The sequence below is a fragment of the Kitasatospora sp. NPDC059088 genome (assembly GCF_042738155.1).
Classification (GTDB): domain Bacteria; phylum Actinomycetota; class Actinomycetes; order Streptomycetales; family Streptomycetaceae; genus Kitasatospora.
In genome coordinates this window covers 3760-29000 of record NZ_JBHYGR010000120.1, presented here as the reverse complement: position 1 = coordinate 29000, position 25241 = coordinate 3760, and the positions used below count along the sequence as shown (strand labels likewise).

Annotated in this window: 22 protein-coding genes; 12 read left to right on the top strand and 10 right to left on the bottom strand. The window is 75.0% G+C overall.

What is annotated here, in order from left to right; translation table 11 throughout:
- Positions 1-137: 137 nt before the first annotated feature.
- Entirely contained in the window at positions 138-560 is a 423-nt protein-coding gene (locus tag ACFWXO_RS35860) for an SRPBCC family protein (RefSeq protein WP_380529344.1), read from the bottom strand.
- A gap of 98 nt (positions 561-658) precedes the next feature.
- Positions 659-1141: an SRPBCC family protein gene (locus ACFWXO_RS35855; protein ID WP_380529342.1), complete on the bottom strand. Its 483-nt coding sequence runs from the start codon at positions 1139-1141 to the stop codon at positions 659-661.
- Positions 1142-1202: 61 nt separating this feature from the next.
- Here ACFWXO_RS35855 and ACFWXO_RS35850 point away from each other — a divergent pair, with 61 nt between their 5' ends.
- From ACFWXO_RS35850 to ACFWXO_RS35840, 3 genes are all read left to right on the top strand, one after another.
- Positions 1203-1802: a TetR/AcrR family transcriptional regulator gene (locus ACFWXO_RS35850; RefSeq protein ID WP_380529340.1), complete on the top strand. Its 600-nt coding sequence runs from the start codon at positions 1203-1205 to the stop codon at positions 1800-1802.
- A gap of 65 nt (positions 1803-1867) precedes the next feature.
- Complete coding sequence (locus ACFWXO_RS35845; RefSeq protein WP_380529338.1) at positions 1868-2524, top strand: formylglycine-generating enzyme family protein; 657 nt, start codon at positions 1868-1870, stop codon at positions 2522-2524.
- A gap of 35 nt (positions 2525-2559) precedes the next feature.
- Positions 2560-3081, top strand: coding sequence for a GNAT family N-acetyltransferase (locus ACFWXO_RS35840; protein WP_375890100.1), 522 nt, complete (start codon positions 2560-2562; stop codon positions 3079-3081).
- Here ACFWXO_RS35840 and ACFWXO_RS35835 read toward each other — a convergent pair.
- Both ACFWXO_RS35835 and soxR read right to left on the bottom strand, forming a co-directional pair.
- Complete coding sequence (locus ACFWXO_RS35835) at positions 3078-4001, bottom strand: aminoglycoside phosphotransferase family protein (protein ID WP_380529336.1); 924 nt, start codon at positions 3999-4001, stop codon at positions 3078-3080. The genes ACFWXO_RS35840 and ACFWXO_RS35835 overlap by 4 nt on opposite strands.
- A 43-nt stretch (positions 4002-4044) precedes the next feature.
- Complete coding sequence (gene soxR, locus ACFWXO_RS35830; RefSeq protein ID WP_375890103.1) at positions 4045-4626, bottom strand: redox-sensitive transcriptional activator SoxR; 582 nt, start codon at positions 4624-4626, stop codon at positions 4045-4047.
- A gap of 56 nt (positions 4627-4682) precedes the next feature.
- Between soxR and ACFWXO_RS35825 the strand changes: the two genes are divergently transcribed.
- Entirely contained in the window at positions 4683-5396 is a 714-nt protein-coding gene (locus tag ACFWXO_RS35825) for a transketolase (protein ID WP_380529333.1), read from the top strand.
- Positions 5397-5469: 73 nt separating this feature from the next.
- Complete coding sequence (locus ACFWXO_RS35820) at positions 5470-6363, top strand: transketolase family protein (RefSeq protein ID WP_380529332.1); 894 nt, start codon at positions 5470-5472, stop codon at positions 6361-6363.
- A 1-nt stretch (position 6364) separates the two neighbouring features.
- Here the strand turns inward: ACFWXO_RS35820 and treZ are convergent, their stop codons facing one another.
- The 3 genes from treZ to glgX form a co-directional block, all read right to left on the bottom strand.
- Entirely contained in the window at positions 6365-8101 is a 1737-nt protein-coding gene (gene treZ / locus ACFWXO_RS35815) for a malto-oligosyltrehalose trehalohydrolase (RefSeq protein ID WP_380529346.1), read from the bottom strand.
- Positions 8101-10563, bottom strand: a complete 2463-nt coding sequence (gene treY, locus ACFWXO_RS35810) for a malto-oligosyltrehalose synthase (protein WP_380529330.1) — start codon at positions 10561-10563, stop codon at positions 8101-8103. The genes treZ and treY overlap by 1 nt, the downstream gene beginning before the upstream one ends.
- A 125-nt stretch (positions 10564-10688) precedes the next feature.
- Positions 10689-12836: a glycogen debranching protein GlgX gene (gene glgX / locus ACFWXO_RS35805; protein WP_375890108.1), complete on the bottom strand. Its 2148-nt coding sequence runs from the start codon at positions 12834-12836 to the stop codon at positions 10689-10691.
- A gap of 413 nt (positions 12837-13249) precedes the next feature.
- On the opposite strand from glgX, the gene ACFWXO_RS35800 reads away from it, so the two are divergent.
- The 6 genes from ACFWXO_RS35800 (at position 13250) to ACFWXO_RS35775 (ending at position 19408) form a co-directional block, all read left to right on the top strand.
- Complete coding sequence (locus ACFWXO_RS35800) at positions 13250-14524, top strand: SAV2148 family HEPN domain-containing protein (protein ID WP_375890110.1); 1275 nt, start codon at positions 13250-13252, stop codon at positions 14522-14524.
- A gap of 46 nt (positions 14525-14570) precedes the next feature.
- A complete protein-coding gene (locus tag ACFWXO_RS35795; RefSeq protein ID WP_380529327.1) occupies positions 14571-15026 on the top strand; it encodes a GNAT family N-acetyltransferase in 456 nt (151 codons plus the stop codon).
- 109 nt (positions 15027-15135) lie between these two features.
- Positions 15136-15894 (top strand): ABC transporter ATP-binding protein, encoded by a 759-nt coding sequence (locus tag ACFWXO_RS35790; protein ID WP_375890114.1) that lies wholly within the window; start codon positions 15136-15138, stop codon positions 15892-15894.
- Positions 15891-17837, top strand: coding sequence for an FtsX-like permease family protein (locus ACFWXO_RS35785; RefSeq protein ID WP_380529325.1), 1947 nt, complete (start codon positions 15891-15893; stop codon positions 17835-17837). Before ACFWXO_RS35790 ends, ACFWXO_RS35785 begins: the two co-directional genes overlap by 4 nt.
- A 330-nt stretch (positions 17838-18167) precedes the next feature.
- Entirely contained in the window at positions 18168-18878 is a 711-nt protein-coding gene (locus tag ACFWXO_RS35780; RefSeq protein ID WP_375890118.1) for an exonuclease domain-containing protein, read from the top strand.
- A gap of 53 nt (positions 18879-18931) precedes the next feature.
- Positions 18932-19408, top strand: coding sequence for a GNAT family N-acetyltransferase (locus tag ACFWXO_RS35775; protein WP_380529323.1), 477 nt, complete (start codon positions 18932-18934; stop codon positions 19406-19408).
- 78 nt (positions 19409-19486) lie between these two features.
- Here the strand turns inward: ACFWXO_RS35775 and ACFWXO_RS35770 are convergent, their stop codons facing one another.
- The 3 genes from ACFWXO_RS35770 to ACFWXO_RS35760 form a co-directional block, all read right to left on the bottom strand.
- A complete protein-coding gene (locus tag ACFWXO_RS35770) occupies positions 19487-20293 on the bottom strand; it encodes a hypothetical protein (RefSeq protein WP_380529321.1) in 807 nt (268 codons plus the stop codon).
- Positions 20294-20327: 34 nt separating this feature from the next.
- Positions 20328-21296 carry a polysaccharide deacetylase family protein gene (locus ACFWXO_RS35765; protein WP_380529320.1) on the bottom strand — a complete coding sequence of 323 codons (969 nt, stop codon included), beginning with the start codon at positions 21294-21296 and terminating at the stop codon, positions 20328-20330.
- A gap of 219 nt (positions 21297-21515) precedes the next feature.
- Entirely contained in the window at positions 21516-22409 is an 894-nt protein-coding gene (locus ACFWXO_RS35760; protein ID WP_380529318.1) for a phosphotransferase enzyme family protein, read from the bottom strand.
- A 484-nt stretch (positions 22410-22893) separates the two neighbouring features.
- Here ACFWXO_RS35760 and ACFWXO_RS35755 point away from each other — a divergent pair, with 484 nt between their 5' ends.
- Positions 22894-25098, top strand: coding sequence for an MMPL family transporter (locus ACFWXO_RS35755; protein ID WP_380529316.1), 2205 nt, complete (start codon positions 22894-22896; stop codon positions 25096-25098).
- Positions 25099-25241 lie beyond the last annotated feature (143 nt).

Below are 25241 nucleotides of genomic sequence, written 5' to 3'. Positions count from 1 at the left end.
TGATTTGTCGGCGGCTGCTTCTGTTTTGTATACGACCCTGCGGCTGGCCTGGGGTGGGGGCCGGCCCCCGACAAGTCGACCAGGTCGACTTCTCGTGCGCCGTGCACCGCCCGCCCGCCGCCCGCCCGCCGTCCGGCTCAGTTCGCGAAGCGCTCCCGCAGGGCGGCCAGACCGGCGGTGAAGACGCCGTGCACGCGCTCGGTGGACTCCTTGCGGTGCTCCGCCTCGATGTCGTACGTGACGCTCCACTCCACGAAGCTGGTGTCCAGCTCGGTCACCGGGGTGACCCGCAGGGTGGCGCGGTAGCGGTCGAAGTGGAAGGTGCCGTCGGGGAAGCTGTAGGTGTAGGCCCGGGCCTCGCCGTCGTAGGCGACCAGCATCTCGTTCAGGACGACGCCGTCGAACTCGAAGACCCGGACCGCGCCGATCGCGTTGCCCGTCAGCGCGTTGCCGAGCCGGCTTGTCGGCAGGTGGGGGTGCCACTCGCCGAGGGCGTGGAAGTCCCCGATCAGTTCCCAGACCCGCTCGGCCGGGGCCTCCACCACTGTGCTGACCGTCATGACCGCCATGGCCGTCGCCGCCTCTCGTCCGCTGATCCCGTTGGCAGGGAACCATCCTGGCGGCGCGTCGGCTGCGGACGCCAGGGGGCGTGCCGTGGTCAGCGGTGGGCCAGTCGGCGCAGCAGTCGTACGGGGGCGCTCCATCGTGCCGGGGAGTCCACGGTGGCGCCGCAGGCGCGGACGGCCCGGTCGAGGGAGTCCTCCAGCAGGGCGTCGTGCAGCCAGCGGAAGGCCAGCGGCCAGGTCAGCCGGCTCGGGCCGTGCAGGCGCATCGCGATGGTGTGGCGCAGCAGGGAGCCGCCGTTCGCGGGCTGGACGGTGAACTCGTGGAACCCGTCGAAGCCGCGCGGCCCGCTGAACCGGAACCGCACCCACCGGCCCGGCTGGTAGCCGACGACCCGGTAGCGGACCGGCCCGTGCCCGCCGGCGGCGCCGACCGCGAGCGGGCCGTCGAGCTCCAGCGGGGGCCAGTCGGGGCCGGGCCAGAGCCGGTCGTCCGGGCCGGCGAGGCCGTCGAGGAGTGCGCCGACCGTCGACTCCGGTGCCGGGATGGTGCGTTCGTGGATGTTGAGCACGGCCACAGCGGGTCCTCCTGGTTTTGGATGGGTCCCTCCAATTGAATTGGAGAGTACTCTCCATTGCATGCCCAGGCCACCCCGCCATGACGAAGCCACCCTCCTCGACGCCGCCGTGCGCCTCGCGGCCGTCGGCGGTCCGGCCGCCGTCACCATGTCCGCCGTGGCCCGCGAGAGCGGTGCGCCCAACGGCTCCGTCTACCACCGCTTCCCCCAACGCTCCGCCCTGCTGGCCGAGTTGTGGCTGCGCACGCTCGGGGAGTTCCACGACACCTACCTGCCGGTCCTCGCCGGGCAGGCCGAGCCGCGGCTCGTCGCCGGCGCGGCCGCCCGGCAGGTCGTCGCCTGGAGCCGGGCGCACCGGGAGGGGGCCGTCGTCCTGCTGCACGGCGCGGAGGCCTTCGGCCGGGCCGAGTGGCCGCAGGAGCAGCTGGGGCGCGAACGGCAGGCCGGGCGGCGGGTGCGGGAGGCGGTGGAGGGGCTCGCCGAGCGGCTCGGCGCCGTGACGCCGCTGGACCTCGACCGGGTCACTCTCGCGGTCGTCGGCCTGCCGCTCGCCGTCGTCCGGCCGCATCTGCACGCGGGTACCCCGCTGCCCGCGCACGCGGAGGAACTGGCCGAGCGCGGGGCGATCGACCTGCTGGGCGCAGTCGGGTCGAAGGGCTGAGTCGGGTCGAAGGGCCCGAGCCGGGCGGCCGGGGCGGCAAGGGCGGGGCCGTAGGATCGGCGATCATGGAACCCCGTACCGGACCGATCGCCGTTCCGCCCGGCCGCGTGACGCTCTCCGACCGCCGCACCCAGCGGAGTTGGAGCGTCGAGGTGGCCCCCTTCGAGCTGGCGCCCTGTCCGGTCACCCGCGAGGAGTACGAGGGTCTCACCGGCGACCGCCGCCCCGCGCACAGCGTCTCCTGGCTCGACGCCGTCCGCTACTGCAACGAGCTGTCCCGGCGCGAGGGCCGCGCACCCGCCTATCGGATCGATGGCGAGGACGTCGTCTGGGACCGCACCGCCGACGGCCACCGGCTGCCCACCGAGGCCGAATGGGAGCACGCCTGCCGCGCCGGAACCGACGGGCCGCGCTACGGCCCGCTGGACGAGATCGCCTGGCACCGCGGCAACTCCGGCGAACGCCCGCATCCGGTCGGCGGGCTGCGGCCCAACGCCTACGGGCTGTACGACCTGCTCGGCAACGTGTGGGAGTGGTGCTGGGACTTCTACGACCCCGAGGTGTACGGCAGTTACCGCGTGCTGCGCGGCGGCGGCTGGTTCGACGAGCACTGGAGCTGCCGCGCCTCCGTCCGCCGCCGCAGCCATCCGACCCTGCGGATCGACGACGTCGGCTTCCGGCTCGCCCGGTCCGTCCCGGCCCCCGCCCCCGCCCCGGCCTGAGGAACGGTCAAACGATCTCCGTCGTTGGTGGCGGCATGGACCCAGAGAAGATCTTCCTCCGCCCGATAGCCGAAGCCGACCTCACCGCCCTGGGCGGGATGCTGAACGACCCCGAGGCGCTGGGCGAGTTCCAGTGGTTCGGCTGGGCGGACCCGGAGCGCTTCCGCCGCCGCTGGGCCGAGCACGGGCTGCTGAGCGAGGAGCAGTCGATCTTCGCCGTCGCCACCGAGGGTGAGTTCCTCGGCTTCGTCGCCGCCACCCGCAAGGCCGCGCGGCCGAACAACCCGTACTGGAGCATCGGCGCGCAGCTGATGCCGCAGGCGCGGGGGCGGGGCATCGGCACCCAGGCCCACCGTCTGCTGGTGGACTACCTGTTCGCGCACACCACGGCGGTACGGGTGGAGGCGGACACCGACATCGGCAACCTCGCCGAGCAGCGCGTCCTGGAGAAGCTGGGCTTCACCCGCGAGGGTGTCCACCGGTCGATGGTCTTCCGGGCCGGGGAGTGGCGCGACATGGTCTACTACGGCCTGCTGCGCACGGACCCCCGCCCTTAGGCGGTCCCGAACCACTCCTCGGCGAGGTCGTCCAGCGTCCGCGCCGATGGCTTCAACTCCCGCAGGTACCACGGCAGGTTGCTGTACACGTGCAGCAGTGTGTACGCCATCAGCAGGCGCGGCTCGAAGGGGCGGCCGTAGGCGGTGAGCAGCCGCCCGAGCAGCTGCGGGTCGGCGCGGGTGGTGAACAGGCCGACGGCGACCAGGTCGTAGGCCGGGTCGCCGACCATCGCGGGCTCGAAGTCGATCAGGCCGGTGAGCCGCCAGCCGTCGGCCGGGTCGGTGATCAGGTGCTCGCGCATGAACTCGGTGTGCAGCAGGGCGCGTTGCGGGGTGGCCGGGAGCGGGGCGGTGGCGAGGAAGTCCGGGATCTGCTCCAGCCAGGCCTCGGGCAGACCGCGTTCACGCTGCCGGGCGAGGGCGCCCGCGCGCTGGCGGGCCAGGAAGGCCGGCCAGGCGCCGGGCGGGAGGGCGTCGGCGAGCGGCTCCGCGTCCAGGGCGTGCAGGGCGGCGAGCGCCTCGCCGCAGTCACGGGCGATCCGCTCGCGTGCGCCCTGCGGGATGCGCGGCCAGGCGGGGGCCAGGCCCTCGCCGTGCAGGCGGGACATCAGGACGTAGCGCCAGCCGTTGACGTACTCGCCGGCCGCCCGGAGTGCGGGGGTGGGGACGGGGAGCCTGCCCTCCAGGAAGGCCAGGACGCGCTCCTCGGCCAGTGCCTCCCGGGCGGAGGGTGCCGGGAACAGCTTGAGCACGTGCTCGGTGCCCACCGCGTAGACCGGGACGGAGCCCTCCGCGAAGCGCTCCAGCACCGCCCCGCGGACGCCCAGTCGCGCGCACAGCGCCTCGGCTCCCGGGCGCATCACCGCTTCGTCGGCGAGGACCGCGTCCCCCTGCTCGTCCGTCTCCACCAGGGGCAGCATGCCCGCACTGTAGGCACACCAACGGCCCGTCGGCAAAGGCTTTTCAGCACCCAGGGCCCGCTGCACGCCGCTCCCGGGGGCCGCAGCCGTCCGGGAGGCCCGGCGGGGTGGGCTCCGGTCCGCTGTCCGGGTCGCGGGTGAGCAGGTAGCGGGCGCCGGGGCCGGCCTCGGCGGCGCGGTCGTCGGCGTTGTACAGGGCGCAGCGGGTGAGCGAGAGGCAGCCGCAGCCGATGCAGCCGGTGAGCTTGGCCTTGAGCCGTTCGAGTTCGGCGATCTGTTCGTCGATCCGGCCCCGCCAGGACTCGGCGACGACGTCCCACTCGGTGCCGCTGGGGGCGGGGCGTTCGGGCAGCCGGTCGAGGGCGACCCTGGCCTCGTCCAGGGAGAGGCCGACCCGCTGGGCGGCCCGGACGAAGGCGACCCGGCGCAGGGTGCCGCGCGGGTAGCGGCGCTGGCCGCCGGCGGTGCGGGTGGCGTGGATCAGGCCGAGGCTCTCGTAGTAGCGCAGCGCGGAGTGGGCCAGCCCGCTGCGGGCGACCAGCTGGCCGATGGTGAGCAGGTCGCCGGGGCGCGGGGCGGCGGTGCGCGGGGCAGCGGTGCGGGCGCTGCCGGGTATCGCGGTCATGGGCACTCACTGTAGCGGCTTGACCTCAAGTTCGCTTTAAGTTGCACGATCGACGCATGACGACGACGACCAGCACGGAAACCGCAGCCCGGGCCCGTTTCGCGGACCTGCCGGGCCTGATGGCCCTGATGACCGGCGACGAGAAGCACGGCCCCGCCGCCACCTCCACCCTGGACGCCCTGTGGGTGCTGTACGACCGGGTGCTGCGGGTCTCCCCGGACACCGCCGACGCCCAGGACCGTGACCGCTTCCTGCTCTCCAAGGGCCACGGCCCGATGGCCTACTACGCCGTACTCGCGGCCAAGGGCTTCGTCGACCCGGCCGTGCTGCCGAGCTTCGGCGGCTACGACTCGCCGCTCGGCCACCACCCGGACCGCACCCTGCTGCGCGGCGTGGAGATCGCCTCCGGCTCGCTCGGCCACGGCCTGCCGCTGGGCGTGGGCACCGCGCTCGGGCTGCGGGCCCAGGGGCTGGCGGACCCGGCGGTGTGGGTGCTGGTCGGCGACGCCGAGTTCGACGAGGGCTCCAACCACGAGGCGGTGGCCTTCGCCGGCGCGTACGGCCTGGACCGGCTCCACGTGGTGGTGATCGACAACTCCTCGGCCACCCACGGCTGGCAGGGCGGCATCGCCCGGCGCTTCGCCGCCGAGGGGTGGTCCACCGCGACCGTCGACGGCCGCGACCACGAGGCGCTGTACCGGGCGTACACCGCCGAGCACCCGGGGCGCCCGCACGCGGTGGTCGCCCGGGTCGAGCCCAAGGACTCCTGACCGGGCCGCCGGACCCCCGACCGCTAGAACCCCCGAGCGCACCGACCAGAGCGCAGCGAAAGGCACTTCACCGATGGACACCATGCGCGACCGCTTCGTCGACGTCACCACCCGACTGCTGGACGAGGACCCCCGACTGGCCGTGGTGCTCGCCGACATCACCGCCGCCGCCTTCGAGCCGGCCCAGCGGCGCCACCCCGACCGGGTGGTCAACGTCGGCATCCGCGAGCAGCTGCTGATCGGCGCGGCCGGCGGACTGGCGCTGACCGGGATGCGCCCGGTCGCCCACACCTTCGCCAGCTTCCTGATCGAACGACCCTGGGAGCAGGTCAAGTTGGACCTGGTGCACCAGGGCGTCGGCGCGGTGCTGGTGAGCGCGGCCGGCTCCTACGACTGGCCGGCCGGCGGCCGTACCCACATGTCCCCGGGCGACGTCGCCCTGCTGGACACCCTGCCGGACTGGACGGTGCACGTCCCCGGCCACCCGGACGAGGCCGAGCAGCTGCTGCGCGACGCCTACGCGGACGGTGACCGCAACGTGTACGTCCGGCTCTCCGCGCACCAGAACGCCGAGCCGGTCGCCGTCGAGCCCGGCCGCTTCACCACCGTCCGCACCGGCGGCCGCGGCGTGGTGCTGGCCGTCGGCCCGATGCTGGACGCGGTGCTCGCGGCCACCGAGGGCCTGGACGTCACCGTGCTGTACGCGGCGACGGTGCGCCCCTTCGACGCCGCCGGACTGCGCGCCGCGCTGGGCGACAAGGCGGACGCGGTGCTGGTGGAGCCGTACCTGGCGGGCACCTCGGCCAACGAGGCGCACGCGGCGCTGGGCGACCGCCCGCACCGGGTGCTGGCCCTGGGCGTGCCGCGCGAGGAGCACCGGCAGTACGGGTCGATCCCGGAGCACCTGGCCGCCTACGGCCTGGACGCCGCCTCGCTCCGGGACCGGATCGGCACCTTCCTCTGGTGAGTCAGCCGGTCCGCACGACCGCCACCGCGTCCGCCGCAAGCCGCACCCCCGAGTCCTCCAGCAGGGCCGCCCCGAAGGCCGCCACCACCTCCCGCCCGGTGCCGCCCAGCGGCAGCAGGGCCTCGGCCGGGCCAAGGTTGACCGCGATCCGGTACGGCCCCCGGTGCAGCACCAGCCGGCCCGCCGCCTCGTCGACGTCGACCCGCACCGCGCCGAGGTCCGGTTCGGCCAGCTCCGGCCGCTCGCGCCGCAGCCGGATCAACGTCCGGTGCCAGTCGAGGAGTTCGGCGTGCGGGGCGCGCCGGGGCTCGGTCCAGTCGAGCACCGACCGCAGCACGGTGGCCGGCTCCTGCGGGTCCGGGACGGCCTCGGCGGCCCAGCCGTGCTCGGCGAACTCCCGTCGCCGGCCCTGCCGGACGGCCTCCGCCAGAGCCGGGTCGGTGTGGTCGGTGAAGTACTGCCAGGGGGTGGCGGCGCCCCACTCCTCGCCCATGAACAGCATCGGGGTGAACGGCGCGGTGAGCACCAGCGCGGCGCCGCAGGCCAGTCGGCCGGGGGTGAGCGAGGTGGAGATCCGGTCGCCGAGCGCCCGGTTGCCGACCTGGTCGTGGGTCTGGAGGTAGCCGAGCAGCCGGTGGCCCGCCGCATCGGCCCCGAACGGGCGGCCGTGGCCGCGCCCCCGGAAGGAGGACCAGGTGCCGTCGTGGAAGAAGCCGTGGCGCAGCGTCTTGGCCAGGGCGGTGAGCGGTGCGGCCGCGAAGTCCGCGTAGTAGCCCTGGGATTCGCCGGTGAGCGCGCAGTGCAGGGCGTGGTGGAAGTCGTCGTTCCACTGGGCGGTGAGGCCCTGGCCGCCGGCCTCGCGGGCGGCGGTGGTGCGCGGGGTGTTGAGGTCGGATTCGGCGATCAGGAACAGTGGGCGGTTGGACGAGGCCGCCAACTTCTCGACCTCCCGGGACAGTTCCTCCAGGAAGTGGACGGCCCGGTCGTCGACGAGGGCGTGCACCGCGTCCAGTCGCAGGCCGTCGATCCGGTAGTCGCGCAGCCAGGCGAGCGCGCTGCCGACCAGGTAGGCGCGCACCTCGTCCGAGCCGGGCGCGTCCAGGTTGACCGCCGAGCCCCACGGGGTGTGGTGCCGGTCGGTGAAGTACGGGCCGTACGCGGGGAGGTGGTTGCCGGACGGGCCGAGGTGGTTGTGCACCACGTCGAGCACCACCCCGAGGCCCTTGCGGTGCGCGGCGTCCACGAAGCGCTTGAGCCCCTCCGGGCCGCCGTAGGGCTCGTGCACGGCCCAGGGCGCGACGCCGTCGTAGCCCCAGCCGTGCTTGCCGGGGAACGGGCAGACCGGCATCAGTTCGACGAGGTCCACGCCCAACTCGACCAGGTGGTCGAGCTGTTCGGCGGCCGCTTCGAAGGTGCCGCGGGCGGTGAAGGTGCCGACGTGCAGCTCGTAGAGCACCGCGCCGGGCAGGGTGCGGCCGCGCCAGCCGGTGTGCGACCAGCGGAAGGCGGTGTGGTCGACCGCCCGGCTGGGGCCGTCGGGGCCGTACGGCTGGCGGGGCGAGCGCGGGTCGGGCAGCGGTGGGCCGCCGTCGAGCCGGAAGGCGTAGTCGCCCGCCGGGGCCTCGCCGCTCCACCAGCCGTCCCGCTCCGGGCAGCGCGCCAACTCATAGGCGCTGCCGTCCACTTCGACGTCGACCCGGCGGGTCGCGTTCGGCGCCCAGACCTCGTAGCGCGACATCATCGGCCCCTCCTCGTCAGCAGCGCCACCGGGTACGTCGCCAGCAGGTCCGCCACCGGCACCGGACCGGCGGGGAAGCCGCGCAGCGACAGCTCGTCGGTCCACGGCCCGCCGGGCGGCAGCTCCAGGACGGCGTCGCGCCAGCCGCCCGCCGCCGCCAGCCCGTACGGCAACCGGGTGACGGCGGTGACCACGTCCTCGCCGCGGGCGAAGGCGAGCAGGTGGTCGGGGGCGGCCAGCGGCCGGTAGGCGCCGAGCGGGCCGGAGCGGCGCAGGTGCAGCGCGGTGGCGGTCAGGTGCAGCTTCTCCCGGGCGAGGTCGCCGGGGCGCGGGGCGGCCGCGTCGGTGAGCCGTACGGCGAGCGCGCCGAGGTCCACCACGCCCCGGTTGTCCGGGTCGACCAGGGTGTACAGCGGCTCCTCGCTGCCCTGGAACAGGTCCGGCACGCCGGGGACGGTCAGGTGCAGCAGGGCGGCGGCCAGGGTGTTGGCACGGGCGTACGGGGCGAGCTCCCGCACCCGGCCCTCGATCCGGGCGCGCAGCCCGGCGTCGCCGAGGACGGCGCGGGCCCGCTGCTCCAGGGCCCGCTCGTACCCGGCGTCGGGGCTGGTCCAGGAGGTGTGCAGCTTGGCCTCGCGGACGGCCTTGAGCAGGGCGGCGACCAGCCGGTCCGGGGTGATCGGCCAGGCGGCGACCAGGGTGTGCCAGAGCAGCCAGTCGGCGTCCCGGTCCAGCCCGGGGGCGGCGGGCCCGGCGGCGAGCTCGGCGGCGGCGGACCAGGCGGCGGCCTCGGCGGCCCAGGCCTGCGGCTGCTCGGCGAGGACGGCGAGGCGGGCCCGGGCGTCGGCGCTGCGCTTGGTGTCGTGGGTGGAGAGCGCCGTCATGCTGTGCGGCCAGTCGCGTTCCAGGTAGCGGCACCAGTCGTGGAAGGCGGCCGGGGACAGCCCGGGCCGGGCGGGCTCGCCGCCGACCTCGTTGAGGGCGGGCAGCGCGTTCCAGCGGTAGAAGGCGGTGTCCTCGACGCCCTTGGCGGCCACGGCGGCGGCGGTCTGGGCGAAGCGCACGCAGAACTCGTCCTTGTCGTCGCTGCGGCCCAGCCGGGCGAGGGCGAGGGCGGCGACCAAGTGCCCGGTCGGGTCGGCGGCGCCGTCCACCGGCAGCGCGGGGTCGTCGGCGGGCTCGCCGGGCCGGGCGTAGGGCCGGTACACCGGGTAGTCGGTGAGCAGCCGGCGCAACGCCGCGCGCAGTTGCCAGGGCGCGTGGTCGGCGTGGGCGGGTTCGGCGGCGCCGATCCGCAGCGCGATCCGGACCAGCCGCTCGACCTCGGCGGTCAGCTCGCCGCCGGGCCCGGTCATCTCGGCCCGGCCGCGGCGGGCGGCGGCGACCGCCGGGTGGGGGTCCCGGCCGGAGGAGTCCACCGGCTCGTCGTCCGCGACCGCCCCGCCGCGCAGGAAGGCCTCGTAGGCCTCGGCGAGCCGGCGGGCGCCGACGGGGTCGGTGAGCACGCCGTCGATGCGGCGCAGCGCGTCGTAGCCGGTGGTGCCGGCCACCGGCCAGTCCGCGGGCAGCCGCTCCTCGCCGGTGAGGATCTTCTCGACCACGACGTAGGCGCCGCCGGTGGCGTCGGCCAGGCGGCGCAGGTAGCCGCGCGGGTCGGCGAGGCCGTCGGGGTGGTCGATCCGGAAGCCGTCCAGGACGCCGTCGGCGTGCAGCCGCAGCAGCACGGCGTGGGTGGCGGCGAAGACCTCGGGGTCCTCGGCCCGGACGGCGATCAGCTCGTTGACGGTGAAGAAGCGCCGGTAGTTGAGCTCGGTGCGGGCCAGCCGCCACCAGGCGAGCCGGTACCACTGCCGGGCCAGCAGTTCCGGGAGCGGGAGCCGTTCGGTGCCGGGGCGCAGCGGCAGCTCGTGCCGGTGGTAGCGCAGCACCCCGCCGTCGACCACCAGCTGGTCGAGGACGGCGCCGAGCCGGTCGCCGAGCAGCGGCAGCAGCACCCGGCCGCGCTCCGGGGCGTCGGCGGGGCCGGGCTGGGCGGTCCAGTCGATGTCGAACCAGCGGGCGTACGGCGAGTCGGGTCCGTCCCGGAGCACCTGCCGGAGCGGTTCGTTGAGCCGCTCGGGGACGGGCACGGCCATGTGGTTGGGCACCACGTCGGCGAGCAGCCGCAGGCCGTGCCGGTGGGCCTCGGCGGCCAGGGCGCGCAGCGCGCCCTCCCCGCCGAGCTGTTCGCTGATCCGGGTGTGGTCGACGGTGTCGTAGCCGTGGGTGGAGCCCGGGGAGGCCTCCAGCAGCGGGGAGAGGTGCAGGTGGGAGACGCCGAGGGCGGCCAGGTAGGGGACGGCGGCGGTGGCGTCGCGGAGGGTGAAGCCGGGCTGGAGCTGGAGGCGGTACGAGGCGGTGGGGGCGGGGGTGGGAGGGGTAGCGGCCGGGCGGGGCTGCGCGGGCTCGGCGGCGGAGGTCATAGCTCCATAGGTACCCGGCCGGGCCCGCCGCCAAGACCCGCTGCTGACCCGAACAGGTGAGCGCAAGATCCCTATGAGCGCCCGGCGGGCCCTGGCACGGCCCTTGCACGGCCCCTGCGCGGTCGCTAGGCCGGTCGTTGCAGCACCATCAGCGAGCGGTCGGTGAGCCATAGGGCGTCCCCGGCCTTGACCCGGGCCCCGGTCCCGGGGGCGGGCAGCCGGGGCTGCGCGGTGTCGACCACGACCTGCCACTCCTGCCCGTGGTCGGCGGGGACGGTGAACTCCAGCGGCTCGAAGTGGGCGTTGAACATCAGCAGGAAGGAGTCGTCGACGATCCGCCCGCCGCGCCGGTCCGGTTCCGAGATGGCGTAGCCGTTGAGGAAGACGGTGAGCGACTTGGCGTAGCTGGCGCCCCAGTTGCGCTTGGTCATCTCCTCCCCGGCGGGGGTGAACCAGGCGATGTCGGTGAGGTCGTCGTAGCCGTCCGGGGCGGGGGCGACCGAGCCGTGCCGCCCGGGGACCGGCCGTCCGTGGAAGAACCTGCGCCGCCGGAACACCGGGTGGTCGCGGCGCAGCCAGATCATCCCCTGGGTGAACTCCAGCAGCCGGGCGGCCGGGCCGTCGCCCTCGGGCCAGTGCACCCAGGCGAGCTCGTTGTCCTGGCAGTAGGCGTTGTTGTTGCCCTCCTGGGTGCGGCCGAGCTCGTCGCCGTGGGAGAGCATCGGGGTGCCCTGGGAGAGCATCAGGGTGGCGATGAAGTTGCGCTGCTGGCGCGCCCGCAGCTCCTCCACGGCCGGGTCGGTGCTGGGGCCCTCGGTGCCGCAGTTCCAGGAGCGGTTGAAGGACTCGCCGTCCCGGTTGTCCTCGCCGTTTGCCTCGTTGTGCTTGTCGTTGTAGGAGACCAGGTCGCGCAGGGTGAAGCCGTCGTGGCAGGTGACGAAGTTGATGGAGGCGATCGGGCGGCGGCCGTCGTCCTGGTAGAGGTCGGAGGAGCCGGTGAGCCGGGAGCCGAACTCGGCCAGGGCGGCGTTCTCGCCGCGCCACAGGTCGCGCACGGTGTCCCGGTACATGCCGTTCCACTCCGTCCACAGCGGCGGGAAGTTGCCGACCTGGTAGCCGCCCTCGCCGAGGTCCCAGGGTTCGGCGATCAGCTTGGCCTGGGAGACCACCGGGTCCTGCTGCACCAGGTCGAAGAACGAGGACAGCCGGTCGACCTCGTGGAACTGCCGGGCCAGGGTGGCGGCGAGGTCGAAGCGGAAGCCGTCCACGTGCATCTCGGTGACCCAGTAGCGCAGCGAGTCCATGATCAGCTGGAGCACGTGCGGGCTGCGCATCAGCAGGCTGTTGCCGGTGCCGGTGGTGTCCTCGTAGAAGCGCTGGTCCCGGGCGAGGCGGTAGTAGGAGACGTTGTCCAGGCCGCGCAGCGACAGCGTCGGCCCGAGGTGGTTGCCCTCGGCGGTGTGGTTGTAGACGACGTCCAGGATCACCTCGATCCCGGCCGCGTGCAGCGCCTTGACCATCGACTTGAACTCCTGCACCTGCTGGCCTCTGTCGCCGGTGGAGGAGTAGGAGGAGTGCGGGGCGAAGAAGCCGACGGTGTTGTAGCCCCAGTAGTTGGCCAGCCCGAGGTCGCGCAGCCGGTGGTCGCGGACGAACTGGTGGACCGGCATCAGCTCGATCGCGGTGACGCCCAGCTTGGCCAGGTGCTCGATCACCGCCGGGTGGGCCAGGCCCGCGTAGCTGCCGCGGATCTCCTCGGGGATGCCGGGGTGCAGCCGGGTGAGGCCCTTGACGTGGGCCTCGTAGATGACGGTGCGGTGGTAGTCGGTGCGCGGCGGGTGGTCGGTGCCCCAGTCGAAGTACGGGTTGATGACCACCGAGTGCATGGTGTGCGGGGCGGAGTCGAGGTCGTTGCGGCGCTCGGGCGCGCCGAAGTGGTAGCCGTAGACGGACTCGTCCCAGTCGATGTGGCCGCTCATCGCCTTGGCGTACGGGTCCAGGAGCAGTTTGGCGCTGTTGTGCCGCTGGCCCAGGCCCGGGTTGTACGGGCCGTGCACCCGGAAGCCGTAGCGCTGGCCGGGCTGGACGCCCGGGAGGTAGGCGTGCCGGACGAAGGCGTCCGTCTCGCGCAGTTCGACGGCGGTCTCCGAGCCGTCCTCGTCGATCAGGCACAGCTCGATCCGGTCGGCACTCTCCGAGAACACCGCGAAGTTGGTGCCGGCCCCGTCGTAGGTGGCGCCGAGGGGGTAGGGCTTACCGGGCCAGACCTGCATGAGTCCTCAACTTCCTTGTGGCATACGGAAACTGATCTGTAGTCCGACACGCGGTCCGGCCGGGCGGCCGGCCCGGACGCTCTCTTCCCGGCCGGGCGGCCGGGCATGTGCGGCCCTGGGGTCCGTGACGCACGGCACAGCCCGCACACTCCCCGAGATACTCCCCGAGCCCTTCCCCGGCGGCCGGGAGGTACCGCCGGGGTTGCTCCGAACGGGTGTCCGGCGGGCATTCGTGTGAAAACTGTTGCCGCCGGTGCGGGAGGGGCGCCGGAGGGCCCCTGGCCGATCCGGCTGCGGGCGGCTCGCGGCGGGCAGTACCCTTGATCGTCCGGCCGCTCCGGCCGACCGGTGCTTGTCAACGGTCCGTCAACGGCCCCCGCGTCCGCGGGGGTCAGCCGCAGATGAGGTGGCGCATGGTGTTCCCTGCTGGCGGCCGCGGCTCCGGGCCCGACGGCCCCGACCGGGGCGGCGTCCGCAGCGAGGCGCCCACGGTGGTCATGCGGCCCACCATGACCGGCCGCGCCCTCGTCCCCGCCCAGGGCGGCCCGGTCGAGGTCCCCGCGCTCGCCTGGTCGGCCGCCGAGTGGGAGGACTCCTACCAGCGGGTCCGGCTCTCCGGCCGCGCCTACGTCTGGCTCAACCTGGTCGAACAGCGGCTGCGCTCCCTGGTCGACGAGGTGCTGCACCCCATCTACGCCCCCGCCCACGGCGAGGACTGGGTCACCGCCGCGGCCGGCCCGGCCGGCGAGGAGTGGGCCCACCGGGCCGGCGCCGTGCGCGAGGTCAGCCGCCGCAAGGGCTACCTCCTCGACCCGGCCGACGACGACCCGCTGGTCTTCCTCACCCTGCCCCAGCTGCGCGAGCTGATGGTCCAGCACTGGCCCTGCTTCGAGCCCTACCTCGCCGACCGGCGCGAGATCGAACTCGCCCTGGACGAACTGGAAGTGGCCCGGCATGTGGTCTCCCGCAACCGGGTGCTCACCCAGACCGTGCTGGCCCAGACCGAGCGCGCCGCCGCCCGGCTGCTCGCCGTCCTCGACGGCGGCGCGGGCGGGGTGCCCGCCGACGTGGTCGAGTCCCTGGTCGCCGGACGCTACGCCGACGTCGTCGCCGTGCACGCCGACCGGGTCCGGCTGCAGCGCGACCTCCCGGTCGAGGACCTGCTCGACGGCGCCCGGCGGCTGGACGCGCTCGGCATCGGCCTCGGCATGCTCTGCCAGAACTACACCGGCAAGCGCCTGGTCCGCCTCGCCGGCGAAGGCTGCCGGGTACGGCTGCTGTTCCTCAACCCGGCGAGCAGCGCCACCCGCCGCCGCGAACGCGAACTCGGCCTCTCCCGCGGCGAGTTGTCCCGCTCCATCGAGATGAACATCATGCACGTGCGGCGGGTCCGGGCCCGGCTGCGGGACCAGGGCGGCTTCGAGATCAGGGTCTTCGACGAGACCCCGCGCTTCACCGCCTACCTGGTCGAGGGCCCCCGCCCCACCGGCCCGGTGGCCGGCCGCCGGGCCGGCCGCGACCTCGGCGTCATCCAGCCCTACCTGCGCCGCTCGCGCGGCATGGAGTCCCCGGCACTGATCCTGCGCGGCGGCGCCGGCCAGCAGCCCGGCGGCACCGAGCCGGGGCTGCTGGAGGTCTACCGCGAGGAGTTCGAGGGGGTCTGGGCGGACGCCCGGAACGTGTCCTGAGATATTCGCTGGTCGGCGGTGCCGTCCGGGTGTGACACTGCGCGCCGTGAACAGCCTCCCCGTCTGGACCCTGGAGCCCGCCGGGCCCGAGGACCTCGAACCCGTCGTCGAGCTCAAGGCCCGGGTCATGCGCGCCGACCTGGAACGCCTCGGGCGCTGGGACCCGAACCGCTCCCGGGAGCGGGTGCGGAAGTCCTTCTCCACCCGGCACACCTCGGTGCTGCTGGTCGAAGGCGCCTTCGCGGGCTCCGTCACGATCCGCCCCGACGGGCGCGGCGGGCGCGAGCTGGAGCTCTTCTACCTGGCCCCCCACCTCCAGGGCCGCGGCCTCGGCACCGCCGTCCTGCGCCACCTCCTCGCCGAGGCCGACGCCGCCGGCGAGCCCGTGCGCCTGACCGTCCTCCAGGGCAGCGCCGCCCGGCGGCTGTACGAACGGCACGGCTTCACGGTCGTCGAGGAGGATCCGGTCGACGTCACCATGCACCGGGAGCCGGCCCGCTGACCCCGACGGCGTCCGGCGCCCGGCGGCTGGCCGGGGCCCTCGGCGGGGCGTAACGATTCCCCCATCACCCCTGGTCAGGGCGGTCGTGGCCGTGGTAGGTGTAGCCCCCGTGAAGATCACGGGGGATGACGGGGCCGTACTGCGCCTCGAAGACGTACACCGCACCTACGGCACCGGCCCGGAGGCCGTCCGGGCACTCAGGGGGGTGGACGTCGGCTTCGACCGCGGCACGTTCACCGCCGTCATGGGGCCCTCCGGCTCCGGCAAGAGCACCCTGCTGCAGTGCAGCGCCGGCCTCGACCGACCCGACCGCGGCCGGGTCGTGCTGGACGGCACCGACCTCGCCGGGCTGACCGAGACCCAGCTGACCGTCCTGCGCCGACAGCGGCTCGGCTTCGTCTTCCAGGCGTTCAACCTGGTCGGCTCGCTCACCGCCGAACAGAACGTCGGCCTGCCGCTGCGCCTGGCCGGGCGCCGCCCCGACCGGGCCGAGGTCCACCGCGCGCTCGCCCAGGTCGGCCTCGGCGAGCGGGCCGGCCACCTGCCCTCCCAGCTCTCCGGCGGCCAGCAGCAGCGCGTCGCCATCGCCCGCGCCCTGATCACCAAGCCCCGGATGCTGTTCGCCGACGAACCCACCGGCGCCCTCGACAGCTCCAGCAGCCGTGACGTGCTCGCCCTGCTGCGCGACCTGGTCGACCGCGAGGGCCAGAGCACCGTCATGGTCACCCACGACCCGGTCGCCGCCGCCCACGCCGACCGGGTGCTCTTCCTCGCCGACGGCCGGATCGTCGACGACCTGCCCCGCCCGACCGCCCAGCAGGTCGCCGAGCGGATGACCGCCCTGGAGACGGCGGGGACGCCGGCATGACCTCGCTCGGGACCCTGCTGCCCGTCGCCGCCGCGAGCCTGCGCCGCCGCAAGGCCGCCTTCGCCGGCTCCTACGTCGCCCTCACCCTCGGCGTCACCCTGGTCGCCACCACCGGCAGCCTCCTCAACGAAACCGCCGGGGACGACTCCCCGCTCGGCGCGCCCTCGCTGCACAAGGTGCTCCAGTTCACCTCCGCGATGGCCGCCTTCGTCGCCGTCTTCGTGGTCGCCGGCACCTTCGCCTTCGCCGTCGCCCAGCGCCGCCAGGAGATCGCGATGCTGCGCGCCGTCGGCGCCACGCCCCGCCAGATCGTCCAACTGATCACCGGCGAGGCCGTCGTCGTCGCCCTCGCCTCCGCCGTCAGCGGCTGCCTGCTCGCGCTGCCCGGCGCCCCCGCCCTCGCCTCCTGGCTGGTCGCCCGCGGCGCCGCCCCCGAGGGCTTCACCGCCCGGCCCGCCGCCGGCCCGATGCTGCTGGCCGCCGCCGTCGGCCTGGCGGTCGCGCTGCTCGGCGCCGTCACCGCCGCCGTCCGCGCCGGGCGGGTGCGCGCCGTCGAGGCGCTCGGCGACGCCGCCGCCGACCGCACGGTGATGACCGGGGCGCGCTGGGCCTTCGCCGTCCTCGGACTGCTCGGCCTGGTCGGCGTCGTCTCCTACTACCTGTCGGCGGCGTCGCTGCCGCCCGCCCCCGGCGACCAGCCGGACGACCCGCAGCTCGCCTCCCAGTGGGTGATGGGCGCCGACCTGGCCACCATCACCACCCTCGCCCTGTTCGCGCCCGTCGTCGTGCCCCTGCTGGTCCGACTGCTCAGCGCCCCGCTCGCCCGGCTCACCGCCGCCGCCCCGCTGCTCGCGCGGCAGAACGCGCTCACCGCCGTGCGCCGCACCGTCTCCACCGCCACCCCGGCCTTCCTCACCATCGCGCTCGCCGGCACCGCCGTCGGCTCCACCGCCGCCTTCGCCGACGCCATGACCGCCCAGGCCGGGGCCACCGCCGCCGCCCGCTACGTGCTGCGCCCCGGCGCCGCCCCGCTGCCCGCCGACGCCGCCCACCGGCTCACCGCCGGCCGGCCCGACCTGCACGCCACCGCCACCACCTCCACCGTGGTCACCGGCCTCGGCGCCGACCGGCCCGCCTTCGACGACCACGGCGAGGACTCGCCCGCCAGCGCGCCCTCCGCCGCCACCGTCGTCGACGGCGACCTCGCCACCGCCTGGACCCTGCCCGCCGTCGACGGCACCGCCGCCGACCTGCACGGCGCCACCCTCGCCGCCTCCACCGACCAGGCCCGCGGCCACGGCTGGAAGGTCGGCGACCAGGTCAACCTGCGCCTCGCCGACGGCACCGTCACCGGCCTGCGGCTCGCCCTCGTCTACCGCACCCAGCTCGGCCTGGACGAGGTCCTGCTCAGCGGCGACGCCGTCACCGGCCACCTCGACGGCGCCCGCCCCGGCGCCCTCCACCTCAGCGCCGAACCCGCCGACCGGCTCGGCGGCGTCCTCACCGACGCCCGCGACCCCGGCCCCGACCCGAACGCCCACTACGCCTGGATCGCCACCACCACCATCCTCGGCCCCGCCCTGCTCTACGCGCTGATCGCCATCGTCAACACCATGGTGATGAGCGCCGCCGACCGCCGCCGCGACTTCACCGTGCTGCGGCTGGCCGGGACGGTGCGCCGCCAGGTGCTGGGGATGGTGGCCCTGGAGGCCGCCCTGGTGGTGGCCACCGCCGCGGTCCTCGCCCTCGCCGTCACCGCGCTCACCCAGTACGGCACCACGGCCCTGCTCAACCACCGCGTCCTGGCCGGGCAGGCGAGCGTCGCCCTGCGGCTGCCCTGGCTGCCGCTGGCCGGCGGCGCGGTGCTCTGCCTGGCGCTCGCCGTGGCCGCCAGCACGCTGTCCGCGCGGGTCGCCCTCGCGGGCCGGGCGGCGGCCCGGTAGGCCGTCCGGCCGGCGACCCACCGGTCGTCATCCGTCTCGGCCGCTCGGCCGCTCGGCCCCGGCGCGCACCTGCGCGCGCCGGGGCCGAGCGGTCGTGGCGTCCCGCGACCTCCTCGCCCCCGGCCCGGTCGACCGGCCAAGCGGGCTCCGGGCAAACGGAGTTGGACCTTCCGCTGGCCCCCGCAGCCGGCGACCGGCACCCCGCAGCGCCCCCGGAAGCCCCCCGGAAGTCCCCCGGCCACCCCCGGACCGGCCGCCCTGACGGCCGGGTTGTCGGTGGGGCGGGTGATGATAGGGGCTGTTTCGCCGGAGGACGGAAGGACACACCTGATGAGCTGGTGGCAGCAGCCACTGGTCGGCTTCGACCTGGAGACCACGGGCACCGACCCGGCCGTGGACCGCATCGTCACGGCCGCCCTCGTGGACACCGTCGGCGCCGTCCGGGTGGATGCCGCCAACTGGCTGCTCGACCCCGGGGTGCCGATCCCCGCCGAGGCGGAGGCGATCCACGGCATCGGCGACACCCTGGCGCGCAGCAGGGGGCGGCAGGCCAAGGAGGCGGTCGAGGAGATAGCCGCGGCGCTCTGCGCGCGGATCGCGGACGGGCGGCCCGTGGTGGCCTTCAACGCCCCGTTCGACCTGTCCCTGCTCGACGCCGAGTTGCGCCGCCACGGGCTGCCCACGCTCGCCGAGCGCCTCGGCGCCCCGGTCGGGCCGGTGCTGGACGCGCTGGTCATCGACCGGGCGGTCGACAAGTACCGCAAGGGCTCGCGCACCCTCCAACGGGTCTGCGAGGTGTACGGGGTGGAGCTGACGGACGCCCACGAGGCGGGCAGCGACGCGCTGGCCGCCGTCCGGGTCGCCGTCGCACTGGCCGGGCGCTACCCGGCCGAGGTGGGGGAGGTGGCCCCGGCCGAACTGCACCGGCGCCAGATCGACTGGTACCGGGACTGGGCCGAGGGCCTCCAGTCCTGGCTGCGCCGCGGCAAGGACCCGCTCGCGGTGGTGGACCCGCGCTGGCCGTCCAGACCGTCCGGATGACCGGGGCCGCGGACCCGGTACGCCCGGACCACCCCGTGCGTCCCGTCCACCCCGTGCGTCCCGTCCACCCCGTGCGCCCGGCGGTCCCGGCGGACCTGCCCGGCTTCCTGGCGCTCGCCGCCGAGGTCGAGCACTGGTTCGGCCCGATGGTGGCCGAGCCCGGCTTCCGCCGCGCGGTGGAGAAGGCCGTCGCCCGGGGCACCGCGACCGTCGCCGAGTCCACCGGGGGCCTGCTCGGCGGCCTGCTGTTCGGCCCCGCGCAGGACGGGCCGCACCACCTGCACTGGCTGGTGGTCGCCGACCGCGCCCGGGGCACCGGCGTCGGCCGGGCTCTGGTCGAGGACGCGCTGCGCCGCCACGTCCGCGCCCCGGGCACCGTCGAGGTGGTCACCTTCGGCCCGGACCACCCCGGGGCGGTGGCCAGCGGTGCCCGGGTGTTCTACGAGCGGCTGGGCTTCACCCCGGCCGCGGCCGCGGCCCCCGGGCCGGAGGGCGGCTCCCGGCAGGTCTACCGGCGCCGGTTCGGCTGACGGGCCCGGCTGAGGGGCTCGGCCGACGGGTTCGGCCGCGGTCCGACCGAGCGGTCCGGCCGAGCGGTCCGATGTCCGTCACTGGAGATCCAGTCCGACCGGGTGCGTCACGTCCACCGGGCAGGCGAACACGTGCAGTTCCCCGTGCCGCCCGACCGACAGGTCCGGATCCCCGCCGCTCTCCACCGTCAGCAGGTGCGCCATCCGCGCGCCGCAGCGGCCGCAGTCGACCGGGACGAGGTCGGTGAGGTGCCAGGACGGCCAGCCGCCCAGCTTCCAGCCGTCCGCCCGGCCGAGGTCCCGCTGGTACCCGATGCCCCGCCGCTCGGCGAACTCCTCGACGGCGCGGGCGAGTTCCGGGGGCAGGTCGTCCCGGTCGGGCAGGTCGAGGAGCTGTTCGGGGCGCACCGCGCACGGGCGCGGCAGGTACTCCGGCGCGCTGTGGCGGGGCGGCGGGGGAGTGGCCGGGGCGAGGTCGGCGGCGCGCTGCCAGTGGAGTTCGACGGCGGGGCCGTAGTAGTAGCGCTCGCCCTGGATGTCGTCGTGGTCGTTGGGGCACCAGAGCACCTGGAGCAGGTCGGTGCCGTGCGGCCGGGGCAGGTGCGGGGCGTCCTCGGCGCGGATCCGGGCGAGCGGGACCAGCGCCGTCGCGGCGGCGGGTGGTTCCGGGGTCCTGCGGGGGAGGACGTCCTCCTCCTCGGGGTGGCGCGCGGTGCAGTGCGGCCAGGGCTCGCCGGTCGGCCACTGGGCCGGGCCGCCGATCCGGCTCGCCCCGGGGTCGGCGGGGGCGCCGCCGGGGGCGGCGTACGGGTGCAGCAGGGTGGCGGGCCGCAGGTGGCGGGCCAGGCCGGGGGCGGCGGCGACGAGGGCGGCGGTGTCGGTCACGGCCGCCCACCCTACGGGCCGCGGTCCAACGGCCTTACGCGGCGGGGAAGTCGAAGGTGTACCCCTGGGCGACGAGCCAGGGCAGCAGCTGCTTGAGCGCGGCCACGGTCTGGCTGCGGTCGCCGCCGCCGTCGTGCATCAGGATCACGCCGCCGGGCTTGAGCTGGCTCTGCACGGTGGAGACGATCGCGGCCACGCCCGGGCGGGACCAGTCGCGGGGGTCGACGGACCAGCCGAGCGAGTCCATCCCGAGCCCGGCGGCGATGTGCTCGTTGTCGGCGTTGAAGCCGCCGCCCGGGGCGCGGAACCAGCCGACCCGGGTGCCCGGCCCGCCGGCCTTGACGATCATGTCGCGGGCGGCGGAGATCTCGTACACCGCCTTGTCGTGCGGGAGCTTCTCGAACGGCTGGGGGTGGTGGACGCTGTGGTCGCAGAGCCGGTGGCCCTCGGCCAGCACCCGCTTGACCAGGGCCGGGTTGGCGGCGGCGTTCTGGCCGATCTCGCAGAAGGTGGCCTTGACGTGGTACTGGGCGAGCAGGTCGAGGACCTGGCCGGTGGCCGGGCCGGGGCCGTCGTCGAAGGTGAGGGCGACGGTGCGGCCGCCGGAGGCGGTGGAGCTGATCACCTTGGTGGCCTGGCCGGGGTGCGCGGGCGGCGCGGCGGGGGTGCCGGTGGGAGTGCCGGGGGCGCCGGTGGTGGCGCCGGGGGTGGTGCCGACCGGCTTGCCGGTGGCCGTGGCCCGGCCGGGGTCGGCCGGAGCGGTGGGCGTGCGCGGCTGGGCGGCGTCCGAGCCGGGGGCCGGAGCGGTGCCGGCCGCGGTGCCGTTCCCGGTGCCCGTGCTGTTCGCGGCGCCCGGGGTGGTGGCGGTCGCGGTGGGCTGGAGCGCCCCGCTGGCAGTGCCGCACGCGGACAGGCCCAGGACGGCGGCCACCGCGATGCAGCCCGCGAGCAGCCGGTTGCGGTGGGGGCGGAGGGGGCTGCGACGGGTGGGGGTCCGGTGCATGGCGGCGGCTCCTGAGGGGCGAGAAGGGGGCCGATCCCGGAGGCCGATCCCTCGGTCAGGATGACTGTGCGATAGGACGCCGATCGTACGTGTCCCGGTTGCGCGCCGGACCGTTCCGCCTTAAGAGTCTTCTCACACCCGCCGGGGTCGGCCTCCGCCGCCCGGAGGAGGTATCGGGGAGGCGGCGGGGGCAGCGGCGGAGGAGGCGGCGGCCCGCCGTCAGAACGGGTACCAGCGCACCCCGGTGGCCCCCTCCCGGAGCGAGTCGACCCGGCGCCGGAACTCCGCGAGCGCCGCCGGGTTCCCGGCCGCCTGCTGGGCGACCCAGGAGGCGCTGGCGGTCTCCCGGGCCCCGCGCAGCACCGCGAAGCCGGACCAGTCGCGCACGTCCCGGCCGTAGGCCGCGGTGAACGCCAGGTAGTCCTCCTCGGGCACCCCGTAGCGGTCGTGGGCGAGCGCCAGGACCACCAGGTCGTGCTCGCGCAGGTCCCGGGAGAAGGTCTCCAGGTCGAGCAGCACCGGCCCGTCCGGTCCGACGTGGACGTTGCGCGGCAGCGCGTCGCCGTGGATCACTCCGGGCGCGAGCTCCGGCACCAGGCCGGGCAGGGCGGCCGCGAAGGCGTCCCGGCGCTCGCGCAGGAAGGCGACGTCCGCCGGGTCGACCTGCCCCTCGGCGGAGGCCAGCCAGCGCTCCACCGGCGCCAGCAGGTCGCGCCCGTCGAGCGGGAAGGGCGGCAGCGGCAGGGCGTGCAGGGCGCGCAGCAGCGGGGCGAGGTCGGCCGGGCGGGAGGGCCGGACGGCGGGGGCGAGCCGGTGCCAGAAGGTGACCGGGTGGCCGTCGGCCCGGTGCGGCCCGGCCTCGACCCGCTCGTACGGGCGGACCACCGGGATGCCCTGCCCGGCCAGCCAGTGCGCGACGGCCAGTTCGCGCCGGGCCCGGTCGTACAGTCCGGGGCCGCGGCCGACCTTGGCGACCACGGCCGGGTCGCCGAGGTCGAAGACGGCGTTCTCGCCGAGCGCGAGCAGCCGCGCCCCGTCGGGGGCGGGCAGTCCGGCGGCGGCGCAGGCGCCGGTGAGCAGCAGCCGGGCGCGGGCCTCGTCGAAGGGGATCATGGCTGGGCTCCGTTCCGCCGGTGTTCATCCGGGGGATTCCGGACGGTGATCATCATGACGCACGGAGCGGCGCGCCCCGCGGCGGCCGGGCGAGCGGGCCCCGCAGCGGCGGGGGGAGCGCGCCCCGGGGCGGCCGGGCGGTGCCGTGGGGGTTTCCCCTGGTTCGCTACCCCTAGGCCTCCTCCTCCGAGGTAGGGGGTGGACTCCACCCTGAGGGGGAGAAGGCTCCACCCGGAGCACGAGGCCAACGGCAGCGCGGCCGGGAGAGACTGGGGCGGGGCCGGTTCGGGGTGGCCCCGCAACGGGGGTTGGACCACGGGGGCTTTCTTGCCGCACGGCGAGCACGTACTCGTAGGATGACGCCCAGACCTACTTACCTGCCGACCGGCTAGTGGACGCCAGTGCGCGTCCGGCCCGGTCCTGCCGTCGCCCAGCGTCCCGTCCCCCAAGGGCTGCGGTGAACCATGCCCAGGAGGCATCGAGCATGTTCCACCGACTAGGACAATTCGCCGTACGCCGTGCGTGGTGGGTGATCGCCGCGTGGCTCGTCGCCATGGTCGCGATCTTCATATCCGCGCCCAAGGTGAGCTCCCAAACGGACGAAGCGTCGTTCCTGCCCAAGCACTACGAGTCCATCCAGGCCGCCGAGGTGCAGGCCAAGGCCTTCCCGGCCGCCTTCACCCCGGACGCCCTCATCCTCTTCGAGCGCAACGACGGCGCCGCGCTCACCGACGCCGACACCAAGGCCATGGGCAAGCTGACCCAGGACCTCGCCGGCAAGAAGATCGACGGCGTCGAGGCGGTCAACCCGCCCGCCGACAAGCTCGGTTACTCCGAGGACCACAAGTACGCGCTGGGCACGGTCGCCATCGCCAAGGACAAGCAGCAGGACCCGAAGGCGGTCGCGGACGTCGCCAAGGCGCTGCGCAGCGACGGCAAGGACCTGGCGGGCCCCACCGGACTCAAGTTCCAGCTCGGCGGCTCCGCCGCCCAGACCCTGGACCAGCAGGAGTCCTCCAGCGACACCGAGGGCCTCATCACCATGGCCACCCTGGTGCTGGTCATCGTGATCGTCGGCATCATCTTCCGCAGCGTCCTGGCCGGCCTGCTGCCCATCCTGGTCTCGCTGATCATCGCCCTGCCGACCTCCATGGGACTGATCAACTACGCCACCAAGGCCTTCGACCTCAAGAGCACGGCGATCCTCACGCCGATCCTGATCGTCGTCGTGCTCGGCGTCGGCACCGACTACTTCCTCTTCCTCGCCTTCCGCTACCGCGAACGACTGCGGGCCGGTGAGGACCGCAAGTCCGCCGTCGTCAACGCCGTCGGCCGGGTCGGCGAGGCGATCGCCTCCGCCGCCGGCGCCGTCACCATCGCCTTCGCCGCGCTGGTCCTCTCCAGCCTCGGCATGTTCCAGGCCCTCGGCCCGGCGCTGGCCATCGCGGTCGTCGTCACCGCCCTCGCCTCCGTCACCCTGGCCCCGGCCCTGCTCGCCGTCATCCCCGCCCGGGCCGTCTTCTGGCCCGGCAAGAAGTGGATGCGGGAGCCCGGCGACGCGCGCTTCACCGCGCTCGGCCGGGTCGTCGAGAAGCGCCCGGCGCTCACCGCCCTCGCCTCCGGCGGCGTGCTGGTCGCCCTGACCCTCGGCGCCCTCGGCTACAACGGCCTGTTCGACATGACCAGCGGCTCGATGCCGAAGACCGTCGAGTCGATGGTCGTCCAGGACACCATGTCCACCGCGTTCTCCAAGGGCGCCGCCTCCCCCAGCCAGGTCTTCCTGAGCAGCACCGACGGCAGGAAGCTCGACCCGGCCTCCTTCCCGGCCTACGCGGACAAGCTCCACGTCGCCGGCGTCGCCCAGGTCTTCGCACCCGCCCCCACGACCGCCGCGAGCCAGAACAAGACCATCAGCGACGACGGCACCACGGCCCAGTTCACCGTGATGCTCAAGGACGAGCCCTCCAGCAACGAGGCCATCGCCACCGTCACCGAACTGCGCGCGGTCGCCCACGCCCAGGCCCCGGCCGGCACCGAGGCCAAGGTCGGCGGACTCAGCTCGGTGTTCAAGGACATCAACCTGGCGATGACCCACGACTACAAGCTGGTCTTCCCGATCGCCGGGCTGCTCATCCTGCTCATCCTGGCGCTCCAGCTGCGCAGCGTCGTCGCCCCCTGGTACCTGATGGCCTCGGTCGGCCTCGGCTTCGGCGCCACCCTCGGCGCCGCCACGCTGCTCTTCCAGAAGATCGGCCACGAGACCGGCCTGATGTTCATGATGCCGATCCTGATCTACCTCTTCGTGGTGGCGATCGGGACCGACTACAACATCCTGATCATCGCCCGCCTGCGCGAGGAGGCCCGCGCGGGCCGCACCCCGCGCGAGGCGGCCCGCGAGGCGCTGCGCCACGCCGGTCCGACCGTCGCGGCGGCGGGCTTCATCCTGGCGGCCTCGTTCGGGACCTTCATGCTCGCGGGCAACAGCTTCATGCTGGAGTTCGGCTTCGCCATGGCCTTCGGCATCGTGCTGGCGGCCTTCGTGATGGCGATGTTCTTCACCCCGGCGCTCACCGCGCTGATCGGCAACAAGGCGTGGTGGCCCGGCCACGGCGGTGACGCCCGTCCGAGTGAGGGCCACGCCCCGCGGGTCGGCAGCACCATGCCGCCGGAGCCGGTCGGCCGGCACTGACCCGAGGGCCCGGCGACGGGCCGCACAGCAGACGGGGGCCCCCCCCCCCCGGGGGCCCGGCCCCCCCTGCAGGGGGGGGCACAAAGGAGTTGAGGGGGAGGACATACCCGCGGCGGCGTCGGGGGGCCGCGGACACAGAGAGG

Bases quoted from the DNA above. Each gene is read 5' to 3' on its own strand.
- ACFWXO_RS35780 (WP_375890118.1), top strand. From the start codon at position 18,168: ATGAGCTGGTGGCAGCAGCCACTGGTCGGCTTCGACCTGGAGACCACG.
- ACFWXO_RS35825 (WP_380529333.1), top strand. From the start codon at position 4,683: ATGACGACGACGACCAGCACGGAAACCGCAGCCCGGGCCCGTTTCGCG.
- ACFWXO_RS35850 (WP_380529340.1), top strand. From the start codon at position 1,203: ATGCCCAGGCCACCCCGCCATGACGAAGCCACCCTCCTCGACGCCGCC.
- ACFWXO_RS35760 (WP_380529318.1), bottom strand. From the start codon at position 22,409: ATGATCCCCTTCGACGAGGCCCGCGCCCGGCTGCTGCTCACCGGCGCC.
- soxR (WP_375890103.1), bottom strand. From the start codon at position 4,626: ATGACCGCGATACCCGGCAGCGCCCGCACCGCTGCCCCGCGCACCGCC.
- ACFWXO_RS35820 (WP_380529332.1), top strand. From the start codon at position 5,470: ATGGACACCATGCGCGACCGCTTCGTCGACGTCACCACCCGACTGCTG.
- ACFWXO_RS35845 (WP_380529338.1), top strand. From the start codon at position 1,868: ATGGAACCCCGTACCGGACCGATCGCCGTTCCGCCCGGCCGCGTGACG.
- ACFWXO_RS35765 (WP_380529320.1), bottom strand. From the start codon at position 21,296: ATGCACCGGACCCCCACCCGTCGCAGCCCCCTCCGCCCCCACCGCAAC.
- ACFWXO_RS35840 (WP_375890100.1), top strand. From the start codon at position 2,560: ATGGACCCAGAGAAGATCTTCCTCCGCCCGATAGCCGAAGCCGACCTC.
- ACFWXO_RS35785 (WP_380529325.1), top strand. From the start codon at position 15,891: ATGACCTCGCTCGGGACCCTGCTGCCCGTCGCCGCCGCGAGCCTGCGC.
- ACFWXO_RS35835 (WP_380529336.1), bottom strand. From the start codon at position 4,001: ATGCTGCCCCTGGTGGAGACGGACGAGCAGGGGGACGCGGTCCTCGCC.
- treZ (WP_380529346.1), bottom strand. From the start codon at position 8,101: ATGTCGCGCTACGAGGTCTGGGCGCCGAACGCGACCCGCCGGGTCGAC.
- ACFWXO_RS35800 (WP_375890110.1), top strand. From the start codon at position 13,250: ATGGTGTTCCCTGCTGGCGGCCGCGGCTCCGGGCCCGACGGCCCCGAC.
- glgX (WP_375890108.1), bottom strand. From the start codon at position 12,836: ATGCAGGTCTGGCCCGGTAAGCCCTACCCCCTCGGCGCCACCTACGAC.
- treY (WP_380529330.1), bottom strand. From the start codon at position 10,563: ATGACCTCCGCCGCCGAGCCCGCGCAGCCCCGCCCGGCCGCTACCCCT.
- ACFWXO_RS35755 (WP_380529316.1), top strand. From the start codon at position 22,894: ATGTTCCACCGACTAGGACAATTCGCCGTACGCCGTGCGTGGTGGGTG.
- ACFWXO_RS35860 (WP_380529344.1), bottom strand. From the start codon at position 560: ATGACGGTCAGCACAGTGGTGGAGGCCCCGGCCGAGCGGGTCTGGGAA.